This is a genomic window from Gaetbulibacter jejuensis (assembly GCF_039524015.1).
Lineage (GTDB): Bacteria > Bacteroidota > Bacteroidia > Flavobacteriales > Flavobacteriaceae > Gaetbulibacter_B > Gaetbulibacter_B jejuensis.
In genome coordinates, this window is sequence record NZ_BAAAGF010000004.1 from 390,738 (window position 1) to 407,489 (window position 16,752).

At 33.3% G+C, this 16,752-nt stretch carries 14 protein-coding genes and 1 tRNA gene; 8 read left to right on the forward strand and 7 right to left on the reverse strand.

What is annotated here, in order from left to right:
* The first annotated feature begins 215 nt into the window (after positions 1-215).
* The 6 genes from ABD011_RS13745 (at position 216) to ABD011_RS13770 (ending at position 10,190) form a co-directional block, all read left to right on the forward strand.
* Complete coding sequence (locus tag ABD011_RS13745) at positions 216-1,961, forward strand: type I restriction-modification system subunit M (RefSeq protein WP_343799149.1); 1,746 nt, start codon at positions 216-218, stop codon at positions 1,959-1,961.
* Positions 1,958-4,288: a hypothetical protein gene (locus tag ABD011_RS13750; RefSeq protein WP_343799151.1), complete on the forward strand. Its 2,331-nt coding sequence runs from the start codon at positions 1,958-1,960 to the stop codon at positions 4,286-4,288. Before ABD011_RS13745 ends, ABD011_RS13750 begins: the two co-directional genes overlap by 4 nt.
* Positions 4,288-5,616, forward strand: coding sequence for a restriction endonuclease subunit S (locus ABD011_RS13755; RefSeq protein WP_343799153.1), 1,329 nt, complete (start codon positions 4,288-4,290; stop codon positions 5,614-5,616). The genes ABD011_RS13750 and ABD011_RS13755 overlap by 1 nt, the downstream gene beginning before the upstream one ends.
* A 40-nt stretch (positions 5,617-5,656) precedes the next feature.
* Positions 5,657-5,812 (forward strand): hypothetical protein, encoded by a 156-nt coding sequence (locus tag ABD011_RS13760; protein WP_335976404.1) that lies wholly within the window; start codon positions 5,657-5,659, stop codon positions 5,810-5,812.
* Between the two features lie 129 nt (positions 5,813-5,941).
* On the forward strand, positions 5,942-8,944 hold the full coding sequence (locus ABD011_RS13765; protein ID WP_343799158.1) for a type I restriction endonuclease subunit R: 3,003 nt from the start codon (positions 5,942-5,944) through the stop codon (positions 8,942-8,944).
* A gap of 16 nt (positions 8,945-8,960) precedes the next feature.
* Entirely contained in the window at positions 8,961-10,190 is a 1,230-nt protein-coding gene (locus tag ABD011_RS13770; protein ID WP_343799160.1) for a PDDEXK-like family protein, read from the forward strand.
* Between the two features lie 65 nt (positions 10,191-10,255).
* On the opposite strand, the gene ABD011_RS13775 is transcribed toward ABD011_RS13770, so the two are convergent.
* From ABD011_RS13775 to ABD011_RS13800, 6 genes are all read right to left on the reverse strand, one after another.
* Positions 10,256-10,711 (reverse strand): carboxymuconolactone decarboxylase family protein, encoded by a 456-nt coding sequence (locus tag ABD011_RS13775; protein WP_343799162.1) that lies wholly within the window; start codon positions 10,709-10,711, stop codon positions 10,256-10,258.
* An 80-nt stretch (positions 10,712-10,791) separates the two neighbouring features.
* Positions 10,792-11,358, reverse strand: a complete 567-nt coding sequence (locus ABD011_RS13780; protein WP_343799164.1) for a Crp/Fnr family transcriptional regulator — start codon at positions 11,356-11,358, stop codon at positions 10,792-10,794.
* Between the two features lie 38 nt (positions 11,359-11,396).
* Positions 11,397-11,879, reverse strand: coding sequence for a YqiA/YcfP family alpha/beta fold hydrolase (locus ABD011_RS13785; protein WP_343799166.1), 483 nt, complete (start codon positions 11,877-11,879; stop codon positions 11,397-11,399).
* Positions 11,880-11,977: 98 nt separating this feature from the next.
* A complete protein-coding gene (locus ABD011_RS13790; RefSeq protein WP_343799168.1) occupies positions 11,978-12,724 on the reverse strand; it encodes a hypothetical protein in 747 nt (248 codons plus the stop codon).
* Between the two features lie 464 nt (positions 12,725-13,188).
* Complete coding sequence (locus tag ABD011_RS13795; RefSeq protein ID WP_343799170.1) at positions 13,189-14,313, reverse strand: T9SS type A sorting domain-containing protein; 1,125 nt, start codon at positions 14,311-14,313, stop codon at positions 13,189-13,191.
* Positions 14,314-14,577: 264 nt separating this feature from the next.
* Positions 14,578-14,651: transfer RNA gene (locus tag ABD011_RS13800), tRNA-Met, on the reverse strand.
* Between the two features lie 136 nt (positions 14,652-14,787).
* Between ABD011_RS13800 and ABD011_RS13805 the strand changes: the two genes are divergently transcribed.
* Positions 14,788-15,180 carry an START-like domain-containing protein gene (locus ABD011_RS13805; protein ID WP_129761682.1) on the forward strand — a complete coding sequence of 131 codons (393 nt, stop codon included), beginning with the start codon at positions 14,788-14,790 and terminating at the stop codon, positions 15,178-15,180.
* Positions 15,181-15,234: 54 nt separating this feature from the next.
* On the forward strand, positions 15,235-16,080 hold the full coding sequence (locus ABD011_RS13810; RefSeq protein ID WP_343799172.1) for an aminotransferase class IV: 846 nt from the start codon (positions 15,235-15,237) through the stop codon (positions 16,078-16,080).
* Here the strand turns inward: ABD011_RS13810 and ABD011_RS13815 are convergent.
* Positions 16,077-16,640 (reverse strand): YqgE/AlgH family protein, encoded by a 564-nt coding sequence (locus ABD011_RS13815; protein ID WP_131508586.1) that lies wholly within the window; start codon positions 16,638-16,640, stop codon positions 16,077-16,079. The genes ABD011_RS13810 and ABD011_RS13815 overlap by 4 nt on opposite strands.
* Between the last annotated feature and the right edge of the window lie 112 nt (positions 16,641-16,752).

The window sequence follows — 16,752 nt, forward strand, 5'->3', positions numbered from 1 at the left end:
TTTTAGTTGTAACTAACTAATCTGTAAAACACTCTAATTGCCTGTTGCTAAGTTTAATCTTCTTTTAGTAATAGAGAATGACTACAATTATAAAATACTAAACTTTTCTTTTTCAAAATATACGGCTTTTATTATCTTTAGACTCCCCTACAATTTAATTTTAACTGACAGAGAGTATTGTGGTTATTTAACCGCAACATATCTAATGCTTATTTATGACCAAAAAACAAACCAAAGCCGATATCAATTTCGAGCAGGAATTATGGAAAGCGGCAAACGAATTACGCGGTGCAGTAGCCGAAAACCAATATAAAGATTACATCTTACCGCTCATATTTTTAAAACATGTATCAGAACGGTATCAAGGCCGCAAGGACGAGCTTGTTGAGGCATTCAAAGACGAGTCTTCCGATTACTATACAACAGATAGCGAAGAACAAAACTACATCTTAGAAGACCCAGACGAGTACCTTTCTAAAAACACCTACATCATACCTAAAGAAGCCACATGGCAATTCCTACAGGATAATGCAGAGCAAGATAATATTAAGGTATTAGTAGATGATGCCTTTGATGTGTTAGACGATACCTTAGCACAATACAGACCCGACCTTAAAGGTATCTTACCACGTATTTTTGTAAAAAGTCAACTCACGCCAAAGCAAGTGGCAGGTTTAATCAACCTATTAGCAAATCCTAAGCTGTCCGAAAAAGAAAATCCTGGTAGCGATATTCTAGGGCGTGTGTACGAATACTACATTGGTAAGTTTGCCATTGCCGAAGGCTCTGGTGCAGGACAATTCTTTACACCTAGTAGTATCGTTCGTCTTATGGTAGAAATGATAGAGCCTTACCAAGGGAAGATTTTCGATAATGCTTGTGGCTCTGGTGGTATGTTCGTGCAGTCTTTAAAGTTTTTACAAGCCCATGGTGGTGATAAAAAGAACATTTCCATTTATGGGCAAGAGCGCTACGACGGTACGCTACGCCTATGTAAAATGAACCTCGCTTTACGCGATTTATCTTTTGACGTTAAGTTGGGTGATTCATTATTACAAGATAAGTTCCCAGACCTCAAGGCAGATTACATATTAGTAAATCCACCCTTTAATGTCAGCCAATGGCATCCAGAAGATTTACCAGAAAACGACCCAAGACTCTTTGGGCCAAAAGAAGAGTTTACCACAGATGGTAACGCTAACTTTATGTGGATGCAAACCTTTTGGAACCATTTAAGTGATAGAGGTACAGCAGCAGTAGTGATGGCAAATGGCGCGATGACTTCAAATAACAAAGGCGAAAAAAACGTGCGACAGTTTATGGTAGATAACGGTATGGTAGATTGTATTGTACGGTTACCAGACAAACTCTTTTTAACCACTGGCATTCCAGCATGTATCTTTATTCTTAGTAAAAACCGCGATGGTAAAGATGGCGAACATAGAGAGCGTTTAAACGAAGTCCTGTTTATAGACATGTCCAAGCTAGGACGTATGGAAAGCCGTAAACTACGTGTCTTTGATGAAGCAGACTTACAAAAAGCAACAGACACCTACCACGCTTGGCGTAATGTCAATACTAATCAAGATGTCACCCTTAGCACGTCATCTCGAGCGCAGTCGAGAGACGCAGGGTCTCAATACAACAACAAACCTCTTCCTAAAAACGTCACTTCGAGTGATTCGCGAGGAACGAGTGAATTGTATCGAGAAGCAAATGAGACCACAGCGTCCCAACCATACAAAAACATAGACGGCTTCTGCTACAGCGCCACTATAGACGACATAGCCAAACAAGACTATAAACTCACACCAGGCATCTACGTAGGCACAGAAGCTGTAGAAGACGATGGCATCCCGTTTGAAGACAAAATGGAAAACCTAAAAGCGCAACTACAGGAGCAATTTGCTAAAGGCAATGAGTTACAACAACAGATTTTAGAGAATTTTGAAAAGTTATGAAGCAAGATTTTACAAAAAATTATGAAAGGTGGATTGATGGATTAACTAAAGACCAATTTGATTCATTAATGAAAGTTTTTATCAAAGAGTATTGGGATGTTGAGACAGTTGTAATCACCGATGGAAAAGGCGATGGAGGTATTGATGTGAAAATATTCGAAGATAAAAGGAACAAGAAAATTCCACTACAAATAACAATTGATAAAAACGTTTATACTAAACTGGAAAAGGATTTAGTGAAAATTGAAAAGTTAATTCTAGACAATGATTATTCAGACAATTTTTACTTTTTTTATTCTCATGGAGCTGCTGAAGCAAAAGTAATAGAGTTAAAAGATACGGCTCGAATTAGGCATTCAATTAACCTAGAGTTATTTGATAATAAAAGAATAGCAGCTCATATTGAAAAGCCAAGCTTTGTATTTACAAGAGAAATGTTGAGACATTTGTTAGGTGAATTTGTGAGAGATGAAGACGAATATTTTGATGAAAGCCAAAAACTTTACTATGATTATTTATCCTATGCTGATGGCTCCAACCAATTGAAAGAGTCTTTTATAAAATCTTTTGTACTTAACTACCTATATGAAAGTGAGGAATATAGAAGCAAATTAAACGGTATAACTGATCAAATAAATCGCGAATTCAATATTAATGTTACACAAGATTATTGTTCTCGATTACTTAAAGAGCTTTTTGAAAAAGGAAAAATCACAAAATGTGATGATGGTTTGGTGCATCTCTCAAAAGATGAGATAACAAATATTAAGAGTATTAAGGAAGATTCAAGTTTGTTGGAAGGTGAATTTCTTAGTTTACTTCAAGAGAAAATAAACAAGTTTGATTCAAATTTAGAAATAAGAGACGTAGTAAATCATTTGAAAAAGATTTATGAAAGTAGTAATAAAATTGACTTTTTAGAAATAAGTGATAGCATAGAAGAATCTAATATTAGTGAAACAGTCTCACAATTTCATAATTATGTGAAAAATTGTTTCAATTCAGGTAATGCTTACAAAGAATTTATTAATGAGGTATTTCAATTGTGTTCTGAAAATACTTATATAATCAATTTATCAGCTGGTAATCTCTATAAGAATTTAATGGACAATCCAGAGTTTTCCGTATACACTAGAAGAAGCAATAAAGAAGTATTTATAGACACACCTGTTTTAATATACCTCTTTTTACAAATGAGTGAAAATAATTTTCGATATGATAATTATAGATTCAAAGTGACAACAGAATTAAATAGTATAATTCAAAAGAATGATAATTATATTAATTTTAATACTACACAATTATATATAACTGAACTTGCTGATCATATAGCAAGGGCTATAAAACTTATAGAACTTGATAATTTAGGAATTTTTGATATTCTTGGTGGTTCCAACAATGAAATAGTTAATCTATATGAAGCGGCTAAAAAGGAAGCTCAATTTGAGGAAGGACTTAAAGAATTTATTGAATCATATGGAATATCTATAGATAGAGTTGATGCTGAAGATGATAATGAATATTTAAATCAATATTTAACTAAATTATTTAAGGACAATTATGTTAAAATTGACGATGTTCCACCTTATAACAAAAATTATCAAACGAAAAAAGACTATGATAGAATAGAAAAAACATTGGCTGATGTGTATTCTCGTTATGATATTGATAGAAAACCACGTTCGCTTCTATTTGATGCATTACTTGTTGAACATATTAATGAATTTCAAGATGAACTGATTGATCCGACTATTATAACATGGGATAAGTCTTTTCAATTTTTCAGAAAGGAGTTTCATCCAAAAAATCCAAATTTCAAATATTGGCATCTATTCACACCAGGAAAATTTATTGACCATTTATCACTTTTGCAATTTAAAATAAACGGTTCAGTAATTTCTAAAGAAATTTTGGCCCTTATAGAAACTGAATACGACGTTGTTGAAGGGATTAGGAAGTTGAGTGATGTTCTTTCATCTATAGTCGATTTGAAATCTGCGTCTGGGGTAAAACTTTCAAAAGGATTAGCTGATATGAGAGAAACTTACATTTATCAAATAAATAAAGAACAGAACATTAAAATAGATAATAAAGAGACTCAACCAATTGACAACGTATTTTTAAATGTTGTTGATTATTATTATGACAAGGAAGGTGTATATGGCTTTAATGATTTACATAAAGTTTTAAGTATTGATAATGTTGTCCAAGAGTTTCTAAAATTAATTCAGACCGAAGCTGATTATTTCATCAAGTATAATAAATACTCAAGTAATTATAAAAGTAAGTTTGATGAAGTTATTTCTAAAAATATAGACCAAGCCTAATGCCCAATAACTGGAAAACATATAAACTCGGAGACATTGCAGAAAATGTTTCAAGAAGATTTGATTTTGACAAATATGAAAAAGCCGTTTTCATAAATACTGGAGATGTTTTAGAAGGTAAGTTTTTACATAATGAAATAAAAGATGGAGATGGATTACCTGGACAAGCAAAAAAAGCAATTCAAAAAGGCGATATTTTATTTAGTGAGATAAGACCTAAAAACAAAAGATATGCCTTAGTTGATTTTGAAGCTAATAATTATGTTGTTTCTACTAAGTTTATGGTTATAGTATCGGATAATTTAAAAGTTGATGAGAAATACTTTTTACAATTGCTAACATCAAATCAAAAGCTTGCTGAATTGCAGATGATTGCAGAAGGACGCTCAGGAACTTTTCCTCAAATTACGTTTGATGCAATTTCTCATATAGAATTCAACCTACCACCACTACCTGAACAAAAAGCCATAGCCAACATCCTATCAGCAATAGACGACAAAATAGAAAACAATCTAGCCATAAACAAAACCTTAGAAGACATGGCAATGGCACTTTACAAACATTGGTTTGTAGATTTCGGACCATTCCAAGATGGTGAGTTTATCGATAGCGAACTCGGACCCATTCCTAAAGGTTGGGAAGTGAGAAAAATTAAAGATTTTGTAAATCATCAAAAAGGTTTTGCATTTAAATCAAAATGGTATCAAGAAAAAGGTAAATTAGTGGTTAGAGTTAGTGATACAACTCATAATTCTATAAATGTTGAATCTTGTAATAAAATCTCATACGAATTAGCTTCAAAACATGATGATTATTCTTTAGATGTTGATGATGTTATTATTGCTACAGTTGGTTCTTGGCCACCAAATTATTCTTCGGTTGTTGGCAAAGTTGTTCGTGTACCTATTACAGCTGAAGGAGGTTTGCTAAATCAAAATGCTGTTAGATTAAAAATGAATATTGCTAATGAAAAGTATCAAAGCTTATTATATTGTATTTTAAAGGATAATAGGTTTTTAAATTATATAGTAAATAGTGCTCAAGGTAGCGCTAGTCAAGCTAGTATTAAATTAGTAGATATTTTTAATTATTCAATTCCATTTGGAGGAAGGAAAATTATAAAAGAATTTTCGAGTTTAATTGCTTCAAAATTTGCCCAACAAAATGCAATTGCATTGGAAAACCAATCCCTAACCCAACTTCGCGATACACTATTACCAAAACTCATTAGTGGTGAGGTACGGTTAAAGGAGTTTAAAGAACAAATTGAGTCCGTCATTGTGAGTAAGGAACGAACGACACAAAAAAAGACGTCATTGCGAACGTAGTGAAGCAATCTCATAAAGTAAAGAACAAACAATAAATACTATGGAATATAAAATATTAAGTTTTATCTCAGAATTCGATTTAGTAGAGGCAGTCAATTCAGATATTAAAAAGGGATGGCTACCTCAAGGTGGTGTGTCTCATGCCAGAACACACGGTATTAGCAATTACTATATGCAAGCTATGATTAAAGAATAACTTAATAAGATTCCTGCTTTCGCAGGAAATTGATATGACCACAGAAGCAACTATAGAACAAGCCACCAAACTTCCTGCGAAGGCAGGAATCTCTATAAATACAATGCTATGGCATAAAAACATTTTGGTATGACAACTGAGGCTACAATTGAACAAGCAACCATAGACTGGTTAGAAGACCTAGGCTATACGCACAAAGACGGTACAGCCATAGCGCACCATCCTAAAGACGTCGTGCTAAAGGACGAGCTGTTGGCATTTATTCAAAAAACATATCCGCAATTACCAGCAGATATACAAGCCTTAGCGGTGGCGGAGTTTACCAACAACGTAGGTGTAGATCTAGACCATCGTAACCGTAGCTTCCATTTAAAGTGTACTAAAGGCATAGATCTTAATTACGAGTATGCACAGGGCAATGAAAAAGCAGTACACGTCTATCCTATGGATTTTAACAACCCAGAAAACAATAGTTTTTGGGCAGTCAATCAGTTCAGTATTACAGGCAAAAACAAACGCAGACCAGATATTATCATCTATATTAACGGTTTACCATTAGTATTGTTTGAACTTAAAAATTGGTACAACGAAAACACCAACCTCAAAGAAGCACACAACCAAATAGAACATTACAAAAAAGACATTCCGCAGTTGTTTGAGTACAACGCACTCACAGTAATTAGTGACGGTAACGAGGCACAACACGGTATGTTTAGTAGTGGTATGGAGTGGTTCGCCCCTTGGAAAAGCATTACAGGTAAAGACACCGTTGGAGAAGACGATTTTCAAATGCATACCTTATTATTTGGTTTGTTTCCCAAAGAGCGTTTACTCAACTACATTAAAAACTTCATCTTTCATGAAGATCATAACGGGTTGCTTATTAAAAAAGGTGCTAAATACCACCAGTTTTTTGGGGTGAATTTTGCGGTAGAAGCCGCAAAAAAATCGGTACTTCCGTTTGGTGATGGTCGTATAGGTGTTATTTGGCACACACAAGGATCAGGTAAAAGTATCTCTATGGCAATCTACACAGGTATTTTGCGCAGTTTACCAGAGTTGAAAAATCCAACTATTGTGGTTCAGGTAGACCGTAGCGATTTAGATATGCAACTCTACGAGAACTTTGTTTTGGCTAAAGATTTGGTAGGCGATGTATACCATGCCGAAAGTACAGACGATTTACGCAAATTGCTGTCCGCTGGTGCTGGTGGCGTCATTTTTACAACTATTGAGAAATTCCGTCTAAAGCAAACTACAGATGAGGCTTTAGGTGAACTAGAACATCCTATTCTATCAGAGCGCGAAAATATTATCGTTATGGCAGACGAGGCACACCGTACACAATACGGTTTGCTAGATGGATTTGCTTCTAACTTACGTAAAGCTTTACCAAATGCGTCCTTTATTGGATTTACAGGAACACCTGTAGATTCTAAAGATGCCGATACAGAAGAGGTGTTTGGTAATGTCATTCACACCTACGACATTAAACAAGCGGTTGAAGATAAAGCCACCGTAAATATTTATTACGAACCACGTTTAGCAAAATTACATTTATGGAATGAAGCTATAGACGATGATGTAGATGCCATAACTAATGATGAAGAAGATACAGGCAATTTAAAATGGGCAGCTATTGAAGATGCAGCAGGTAGCGAAGACCGTGTGAATAAAATAGCTAAAGACATTTTGCACCACTTTACCAAACGTATAGAAACCTTAGACGGAAAAGCGATGGTGGTGTGCATGAGTCGTCGTAACTGTGTGAAAATGTATAATGCCTTAACCGCTTTAGAGGATTGTCCTGAAGTGGCTGTGGTAATGACAGGGAATATCTCAAAAGACCCAATCGACTGGAACGAACATATAAGAACAAAAGACGCACAAGAAGCCTTAAAGAAACGCTTTAGAAAAGTAGACGACCCATTGAAAATCGTCATCGTGCGCGATATGTGGCTCACAGGTTTTGATGCCCCTTGTGTGCATACCATGTATGTAGATAAGATTATGAAAGGGCATAACTTAATGCAAGCCATTACAAGAACCAACCGTGTATTTAAAGACAAAGAAAACGGTGTTATTGTAGATTATATAGGTATTGGCGATAACTTAAAAACAGCAACCGATAAATATACAGATGGTGGTGGTAAAGGAAAGCCAACCATTGATATGGAACAGGCTTTGGAATTGTTTTTTAATCAAGTTGAAGTGTGTAAGTCAATGTTACCTGAAACCGTTGACTATAGCAATTGGAAAGCCTTACGTGAAGCAGATAAAGTGTTGTTGGTTAAAAGTGGAGTCAATCATTTAGTAAAGTATGACGAAGATGCCAACAATTTTATGAAAGCCGAAAAGAAGTTGTCTGGGTTACTATCTATTGTAAAAAGCCAATCATTTATTCAAGAATTTGCAGTTGATGTCTTGTATATGCAACACGTTTCTAAAGCAATAAGAAATGCTAAATCTGTAAAATCGAATAGGAGCGAGCAAAAACAACAAATTAAGGAATTAATCAGTCAAAGTATCGATTCCGAAGATATTGTAGATGTGTTTGCGATGGCAGGAATTGAAAAACCAGACATTTCCATTTTAGATGAAACCTTTCTATTAGGTGCTAAAAAAGAAAAAGATGGTAATGCTTTAAAAATTGAAATCATCAAAAACATTCTTAAAGATGAAATCAAACTAAGGCTGCACAAAAACATAAAGAAATACACTTCACTAAAAGAAGAGTTAGAAAAGGTAATTGATAAATACCATAACAATGCTTTAGACAGTTACGCTACGATTGCTGAGTTGGTAGAGCGCGCACAAGAGCTACAACAAGACGATAAACGTACAGATGAGTTAGGTTTATCTGAAGAAGAATTGGCTTTTTACGATATTCTAGCAGCAAAGCAAGATATTATCAAAGAAAAAGGACCGATGCAAGATATTGTGCATGCTGTAGTAAAGGCTGTAAAATCCAATTTGCAACTCGATTGGACAAAAAAAGAAAACGCTAAAGCTGCCATTCGCTTAGCGGTAAAAAAAGAATTAAGAGGAAAAGTATCAATTTCAAAACTAAACGACATACTCGCTGAAATCATGCAACAAGCCGAAGGGCAGTTTAGTGATTGGAGTGCTTAAAAGGGCTATATAATTTATGAATCAATTTAAACTTGAAACCTTACTTCAAGCATCTGGAAATATAGTAGCTACGCACCGTAAGGAAATAAAAGAAAAAGGGGAAGATTTTAATATATTTTCAATTCTAAATATGGAATCCAATGAGACAAAGACCCACTCAAATATGTTGGTGGCTTTGTTGAACCCCAGAGGCAATCACTACCATGAAGCTATTTTTTTAGAATTGTTTTTAGAAGAAATAGGGTATTCAGATTACACCAAAGAGGAATTACCGCAAGTAAAGGTACAATCAGAATTTCATCTAGGTAAAATATCAAAAGAGTATAATGAAGGTGGTTTTATTGATGTTTTAGTATCATTCCCTTCTGGTAATACCATAGCGATAGAGAATAAAATCTATGCAGGAGATCAACCAAAACAAATGTATAGGTATAGCTTGTTTAATAATGGTAAATCAACATTATATTATTTAAATTTATTTGGTGACAAACCTAGTAAAGATAGTTTATACAAATTAGGTGATGACGACTACCAAATTATAGCATACAAAAATGAAATTATAAACTGGCTAGAAAATTGTCTTAAAGTCGTAAGGCATGGTTCTATAATAGAAGCTTCATTAAAACAGTACCAAATCATTATAAAAAGACTAACACATACCATGGATAATACCTTGCAAGAAAAAATGAATGCTTTAATATTAGAAAATCTAGAAGAAGCAAAATATATAAAAGCGCATTACCAAGAAGCTGTTAATTTAATCCGTGAAAATTTTAGAACATCCTTATGCAATAGTATTAATAATTCTAATATGTCTGTAAAAGCCAGGGTAGATAAGGATATAGACCATAACTTTTCGAAAATTTGGTTAAACTCTGAGGCTTTAAACGCAAAAGGTGTACAATTGGGTATTGAATCTTTTTCTGGAAAAGGAAATACTGGAGGAAGAATGTTTATCGGAATTCTCGATAAAAAAAGAGAATATGAAACTATAGTGGATGGCGATCAAAGATTAAATTCCTATTGGCCAGTAGTACGGTTTTTGAAAGCGGAAGAAGACAATCCATTATCTCTTGCGAGTACTGAAATTTTAGAAAAATTACATAACAATCCTGATTATTTTAACGAGATGCTGGATGCAAGTTTAGATCAGATTAAATCTTTTGTAGAGACGTATCACAAAGGTTATTTTAGTAATATTAAAAATGAAACTCAATTAGGGAGCAATTTTAAAGAGTCTAGTTAAACATATTAAAACAAAAAAACGGTTTGAAATTAACTTTAAACCGCTTTTTTATTTACTGGGTTAAATTAATTCTGATCAATCCTAAAATTACCAGGAGTAAATCCAAAGGTTTTCATGAGCCTTGTCCAAGTATTTATTTGTGATATTGCCAATGTAAGTTGTGCAATTTCTGCTTTAGTAAAATGCTCTAGTAAAGGGTTAAAAACACTATCAGATATAGGTTGTCTCTCTAGTCTGGTGAGTGCATCAGTAAACTTTAAAACAGCACGTTCTTTTTCACTAAAGTAATTGGTTTCTTCCCACACGCAAAGCGATGAAAGTCTTAAATCGGTTTCATTGTGTTTTTTAAGAATTTTATGATGCATATCTACACAATACGCACAACCATTTTTTTGAGCCACTCTCAATCTTATGAGTTCTAATAAATGTAAATCTAATGTTGAATTATCTAAATAATTCTCAATGGCCATTAGGTTTGTAAAGATCTCTTGAGGCACATCTGTATAACTTATTCGTTCCATAAATATTTAAATTTTAATTATGGTGTAAAGTTATTTTGAAGCTTTATCAATCTACTTAAGACATCTTAAGAAATAACTATTTATGCTTTTCTTAGTTCGCTGAGGTACTCAGGGGTAATTTCTAAATAAGAGGCAATCATATATTGCGGAACGCGTTGCGAAAACTCAGGTAGCTTATTTATAAAGTTGAGGTATCGTTCTTTGCTTTTTAGTTGTAAAAACACTTCGTACCTACGCTGTATAGCAATTAGCATATTCTCTGTGATAATCCTAAAATAACGCTCAAGCTTTGGGAATTTAATATATAAAGACTCTATAGTATTCTTATCTATGCTAAGTACTAAGGTAGGCTCAATAGCTTCAATCGATGATGATGAAGGGGTTTCAGTTACAAAACTCTCAACATTCGTTATCCACCAGTTTTCAATGGCAAATTGATTTATCTTTTCATTTCCTTTGGAATCCAGATGATAAGAACGCACTAAGCCTTCTATAATGAAGAACTTTTGTGTACAAACGTGTCCTTCTTGCAATAAAAAGTCTTTTTTAGCATATGTTACGAGTCTAAAATGAGATAAAATGTCTTCAAGTTCAGAATCGCTAAAGTTAACGTACTTTCTAAAGTGATTTTTAAGGTGTTGACTCATGTTTTATGAGAAGGTTAAAGCTTTAGTTTGTCAATTAGTTATAAAAAGAAACTATCTACCATTTCCTCAAAAACAGCAACAGGGATTCTATGTTCTAAAAGCGGAAGAATCTTAATAGAAATAGGCTGTTCTGCATTAAGATGCTCGCCAATGTAATGGAGTGTGCCTTTGGGGTCTATAACAGTATCTTTTGCTCCTAGTACCATAAAAATAGTACTTCCATTATTAGAAGGCGTATTTGGTAGTTGTTGCGCAACTGATCTAGAGGCTAGGGCAGGATTAAAAAGTAGTGCTGGTATTTGCATCAGTTTACTAAGGTGAAACCCAGCAAATCCACCCATGCTACTACCTATAACAACATCAATACTTTTGTTTGCATATGAGTCGTAAAGCCATGAAATAGCATTAGAGTTATTCTGATAATCAATAGAAGGCGCAATAACAGTTCCATAAGCCTCAAGTATGTTGCGCTTTTCTGGTTTTAAACTACCATTTAATCCGTGTAGATATAAGATATTCATTGTGTTTTAACTTAAAATCAAATATACTATAAGAAAACCGAGGAATATAGTGTATTTAAAAAAAACAGACTCAAACAAAAGTCTACACAGTTATATAACTATACCCTAACATCCAATAATCCAACACCAATTTGACTATTCAAAGTATAAACCTCATTGTCAATGACTTCATAATAGCGTATACCAAGAACCACAAGACCAATATATGTTGAAGCAACAACAACCTCAGGAATCAATTCAAAAGAGATGGAGTCAGAGTCAATAGCAAAAAATTGTGTGGGCGAAACCTCTAATGAAGAGGTCAAACCTTCAAAGTCAAAATCCATAACGCCAAGACTAATTCCAATGTGAGTAGCAGGTTTAGGAGACTTAAAACTGCTAATCTTTAAATCAGAAAGGGATAACTTTTGTGAGGCCCAATCAAAATGAGAATATTTTGTAACAGCTTCAAGCAACTTGTGATGAGGAGTAAATGCAAACTGTCGCAAAAGGGTTCTTCCTTTTGCAGTTTGTAGCCCAATACCAACACGTCGAAACCCACGTTCCGAAACCAAATCAAGAGCTTTTAGTGTGGTCAGTAAAGACATCATTCTACCATGCAAAGTACTATCCTTATGCCCATGTAAAAAATGCATTAAAGCTAATCTCAAACACTTTTTCACTTGACTACAATGCCCAAACTCACTAGCGTTTTCACGTACGCGCTGCATGTTGGGTTGTGTACGTATAGCTTTGCTATTAAAACCACCACCTGCCTTTCTAGCATAGCCAACACCTTTAATGAAGTAATAATTAATACCGTCTAGTGTACCACTAATTTTCAATATGCCTTTTTGTCGCGCCATAATGTGTCTAAGGTAATGAAAATTAGCGAGTTAATCAATAGGTATAGCGTATATATAGCGTATTAACTCTAGGTGATATTCAGGTTTTATTCGGGTTTACCGTGCATTAACCGTATTACAAACCCAGGTCACCACCAATACCAAACCATCTTTTATGTCTAATTTACTACAACTTCCAGTGATTTAGTATAAAATAAGCAGTGAAGTAAAGCACGTTAAAACATTAGAAATAGAAGAGACACTATTGCAACAAAATCTATTAACACATCTGTCTTAGGATAGTATAGGAACTTTCTATTAATAGGAAAAAATAAAATTAAAATGAGCTCAAAGAAGCTTGAATCGTAATTTTTTGAGCGGGTAATACTGAGGACATTTGTAGAGCTTACTTCTTAAAAACAACTATAAAAACAAAAGCCACAACGTGTAGTTGTGGCTTTCGACTTTAAAAGACAAAAGAAGTCTTATTTTTTTATAAACTGAAGCGCTGTCCCATTCTCAAATGTTATAAAATACAATCCATTTACGAATCCTCGAACATCAATTTGATCTTCACTGGTAATACTACCTTTTTCCATTTCTGCACCTAATGCATTATAAATAGTATAAGAAAGCTTCGATTCTATATTCATAATTTGAATAAAATCACTTGACGGATTTGGGTAAAGAGAGAGTGTCTCATTAAAAACTTCAGAGTCATTTAAAGATAATGTAGAATCAACTTTAAAAATAACAATATCTTTAGGGAAACTACCAGGATAACTCTGTATTGTAGTTTTATTAGAACCATCTAAATTATAACGATCCAGTAAATCTCCATTTGTTGAAAGTAGATACATATGGTTGTTTTCAACATCTAACTCAATATCAACATATAAAAGCGAAGCACCTGCAGTAAAGGTCGTTAATACAGTTTTTGAGTTCCCTAATAGATCTGTTGTAAAAATTTCTCCAGCGGTAAAATCTCTACTAATGTGGTAAATTAAATTATTAGCGAGGTCTGTAGTAAAGTCACTAGGGTATTGTGTACCACCTGTATAGCTATATATAAGAGTACTATTACTACCATCTAAATTGTATCGTGTTAAATGATCTCCATTAACATCTAAAAGATACATATGATTATTATTGACATCCAACTCTAGTTCGTCCAATAAATTAGTAGCTGATGGTGTATATGTTATAAGAGAGTTTTTGTTGTTGCCCACTAAATTTGTTGAGAATACTTCACCATTTACAGTATGATAAATTATACCATTTGTGGTATCTAATTCCATATCTCTTGGTATTGTTGAGTAGGAGTAAATAAGTGTAGAGTTGTTACCATCTAAATCATATCGCATTAAGTTTCTGCCATTAAAGTCAAGCACATATATATGGCTGTTGGCAACATCTAATTCAACATCATGCGCTAAAGAAGAAGAGCTAGCTGTGTAAGAAACTAATGAGTTTTTTGAAGTACCATCTAAGTGAGTAGTAAATATACCTTCTCCAGAATCAACATGGTATATTAAATCGGTTTGGGCATTAACAGTGTTGGCATAGAATAAATAAAAAAATAGGGCAAGAGATAAGTAGGTTTGTTTCATTTGATTTGATAATTTGGTTTAATGTTAACTAAAACGTGTTAAGTTTAAGCGGTATCGTTTTGAGTCGCAATGTAGTAAAAATCTTATTTTTAAGCTATACAGTATTTATAGTTTTTGATTAAATACTTTAGTATTAAAATCGTGCCCTTTTCATATAAAAAATAAAGTGCATTAAAGTTTAAGCAGATTAATTCATAAATAATACACATAAAAAAACGGTTTAGCGCGAACTAAACCGTTTATTTACAAATAATTAAAATTCTGTAGCGAGATCGAGATTTGAACTCGAGACCTCCGGGTTATGAATCCGACGCTCTAACCAACTGAGCTACCTCGCCATTTGCTCTAATGCGGCTGCAAATATAAAAACAAAATTAATGTCAACAAACATAATACACTTAAAATATTTTTTAAAAATTAGTTTTTAAACTAAACAATTAATGTATATATTGAGCACTATAATTAAATTTACCTATGGACGAAAAGATTAAGTTTGAAATGGAATTCCCTATTCACGCGTCTCCACAGTTGTTATATCAATATATTTCAACGCCTTCAGGACTATCTGAATGGTTTGCTGATAATGTAAATTCTAGAGGAGAAATATATACCTTTATTTGGGATGGTAGTGAGGAGAAAGCAAAAATGTTAAGTAAAAAAAGTGGCGAGCGTATAAAATTTAGATGGATGAGTGACGATGAAGATGGAGCATCATATTTTTTTGAAATTAAAATTCAAGTAGATGAAATAACTAAAGACGTGTCTTTGATTGTGACAGATTTTACTGAAGAAGATGAAATTGACGAAGCCAAAATGCTTTGGGATAATCAAATTTCAGATTTAAAACAAGTTTTAGGTTCTGCTTAGACAAACACTTTTATAATTGATATATTTGTCCCGATTTTTAATCGGGATTTTTTTATGGTTAATTTAAACGGAACTATTTTAGACCAAAACGAAGTAAATATAACACTAGAAAATAGAGGTTATAAGTATGGAGACGCACTTTTTGAAACATTAAAAGTGGTGCACTCCAAAATATTTTTTTGGGAAGATCACTATTTTAGACTTATGGCTTCTATGCGTATTCTGCGTATGGAAATTCCTATGGAGTTTACAATGGAATTTTTAGAGCAGGAAATTATCAAAACAATTTCAGTGAATGGTTTAGCAAAATCTGCTGCTCGCGTTAGATTAAACATTGATAGAGGAGAAGGAGGTAAGTATACACCAATTACTAAAAACATAAATTATAGCATTGTAGTTGATGAACTAGAAAACGAGTTTTACACTATAGATACAAAACCATATACTGTCGATTTGTTTAAAGACTACTATATGTCTCCTGGTTTACTAAGTACTATAAAAACAAACAATAAAATTATTAATGTTTTAGGAAGCATTTATGCTCAAGAGAACAGTTTTGAAAACTGCTTACTGCTTAATACCAATAAAAATGTAGTTGAAGTACTTAATGGAAACCTATTTTTAGTAAAAGGTAAAACCATTAAAACACCACCACTAGAAGATGGTTGCTTAAAAGGAGTAATGCGAAAACAACTTATTGAGATAATTACAAAACTAGAAGATTACGAGCTTTTAGAAGCATCAATTTCTCCTTTTGAGCTTCAAAAAGCAGATGAGCTGTTTACAACAAACGTAATTACAGGAATACAACCTATAACCAATTATAGAAAGAAAAGTTTCACAACTCATGTAGCTACTTTACTAGTTGAAAAATTAAATGTTAAGGTAAGACTATCTTAGTTGTAACTAGGGTTTTCAGGCGCATTGGACCAAATAGAATAGTCACCACCTAATTCTAGCATTTTCTCTTTCCAAAAGAAATTATCGTAGCTTTTTTCAATGATACCATTTTTATACATGTTCATTGAAACTACCCAAGAGTTAGATTGTAACTCCATATCTAGTTGGTTAGGTTCCCAACCAGAGTAACCTAAAAAGAATTTAATATCAGAGGGTTTAAGCTTATTATTATTAATAAGGTCTAGAACAACTTCAAAATCTCCTCCCCAATATATTCCTAAAGAAATCTCAATACTGTCAGGTATTAAATCAGGAACTTTATGGATAAAGTATAAGTTGTCTTGTTCTACTGGTCCACCATTGTAAATCTTAAAATCGGCGTCAGTATCTGTTATTAAGTCTTTTAGTTTATATTGTAAAGGTTTATTTAAAATAAAACCAATAGAGCCTTCTGTACCATGATCAGCAAGTAAAATTATTGATCTGTTAAACGACATGTCACCAATAATAGAAGGTTCGGCAATGAGTAAGTATCCTTTTTCGGGCTTTAAAGTAATCATAGGCAAATGATTTTGTATTAAAACTAAAACATATTTTAATAAAAACCAACATTTTGACTAGGAAACCCTATAAAACAAAAAAGCCCACTTTTAGGGAGTGGGCTTTTTTAAA

Excerpts from the sequence above, each read along its gene's own strand:
- ABD011_RS13745 (WP_343799149.1), top strand. The coding sequence starts at position 216 with ATGACCAAAAAACAAACCAAAGCCGATATCAATTTCGAGCAGGAATTA.
- ABD011_RS13815 (WP_131508586.1), bottom strand. The coding sequence starts at position 16,640 with ATGATTACTTTAAAGCCCGAAAAAGGATACTTACTCATTGCCGAACCT.
- ABD011_RS13805 (WP_129761682.1), top strand. The coding sequence starts at position 14,788 with ATGGACGAAAAGATTAAGTTTGAAATGGAATTCCCTATTCACGCGTCT.
- ABD011_RS13810 (WP_343799172.1), top strand. The coding sequence starts at position 15,235 with ATGGTTAATTTAAACGGAACTATTTTAGACCAAAACGAAGTAAATATA.
- ABD011_RS13770 (WP_343799160.1), top strand. The coding sequence starts at position 8,961 with ATGAATCAATTTAAACTTGAAACCTTACTTCAAGCATCTGGAAATATA.
- ABD011_RS13790 (WP_343799168.1), bottom strand. The coding sequence starts at position 12,724 with ATGGCGCGACAAAAAGGCATATTGAAAATTAGTGGTACACTAGACGGT.
- ABD011_RS13765 (WP_343799158.1), top strand. The coding sequence starts at position 5,942 with ATGACAACTGAGGCTACAATTGAACAAGCAACCATAGACTGGTTAGAA.
- ABD011_RS13795 (WP_343799170.1), bottom strand. The coding sequence starts at position 14,313 with ATGAAACAAACCTACTTATCTCTTGCCCTATTTTTTTATTTATTCTAT.
- ABD011_RS13760 (WP_335976404.1), top strand. The coding sequence starts at position 5,657 with ATGGAATATAAAATATTAAGTTTTATCTCAGAATTCGATTTAGTAGAG.
- ABD011_RS13785 (WP_343799166.1), bottom strand. The coding sequence starts at position 11,879 with ATGAATATCTTATATCTACACGGATTAAATGGTAGTTTAAAACCAGAA.
- ABD011_RS13750 (WP_343799151.1), top strand. The coding sequence starts at position 1,958 with ATGAAGCAAGATTTTACAAAAAATTATGAAAGGTGGATTGATGGATTA.
- ABD011_RS13775 (WP_343799162.1), bottom strand. The coding sequence starts at position 10,711 with ATGGAACGAATAAGTTATACAGATGTGCCTCAAGAGATCTTTACAAAC.
- ABD011_RS13755 (WP_343799153.1), top strand. The coding sequence starts at position 4,288 with ATGCCCAATAACTGGAAAACATATAAACTCGGAGACATTGCAGAAAAT.
- ABD011_RS13780 (WP_343799164.1), bottom strand. The coding sequence starts at position 11,358 with ATGAGTCAACACCTTAAAAATCACTTTAGAAAGTACGTTAACTTTAGC.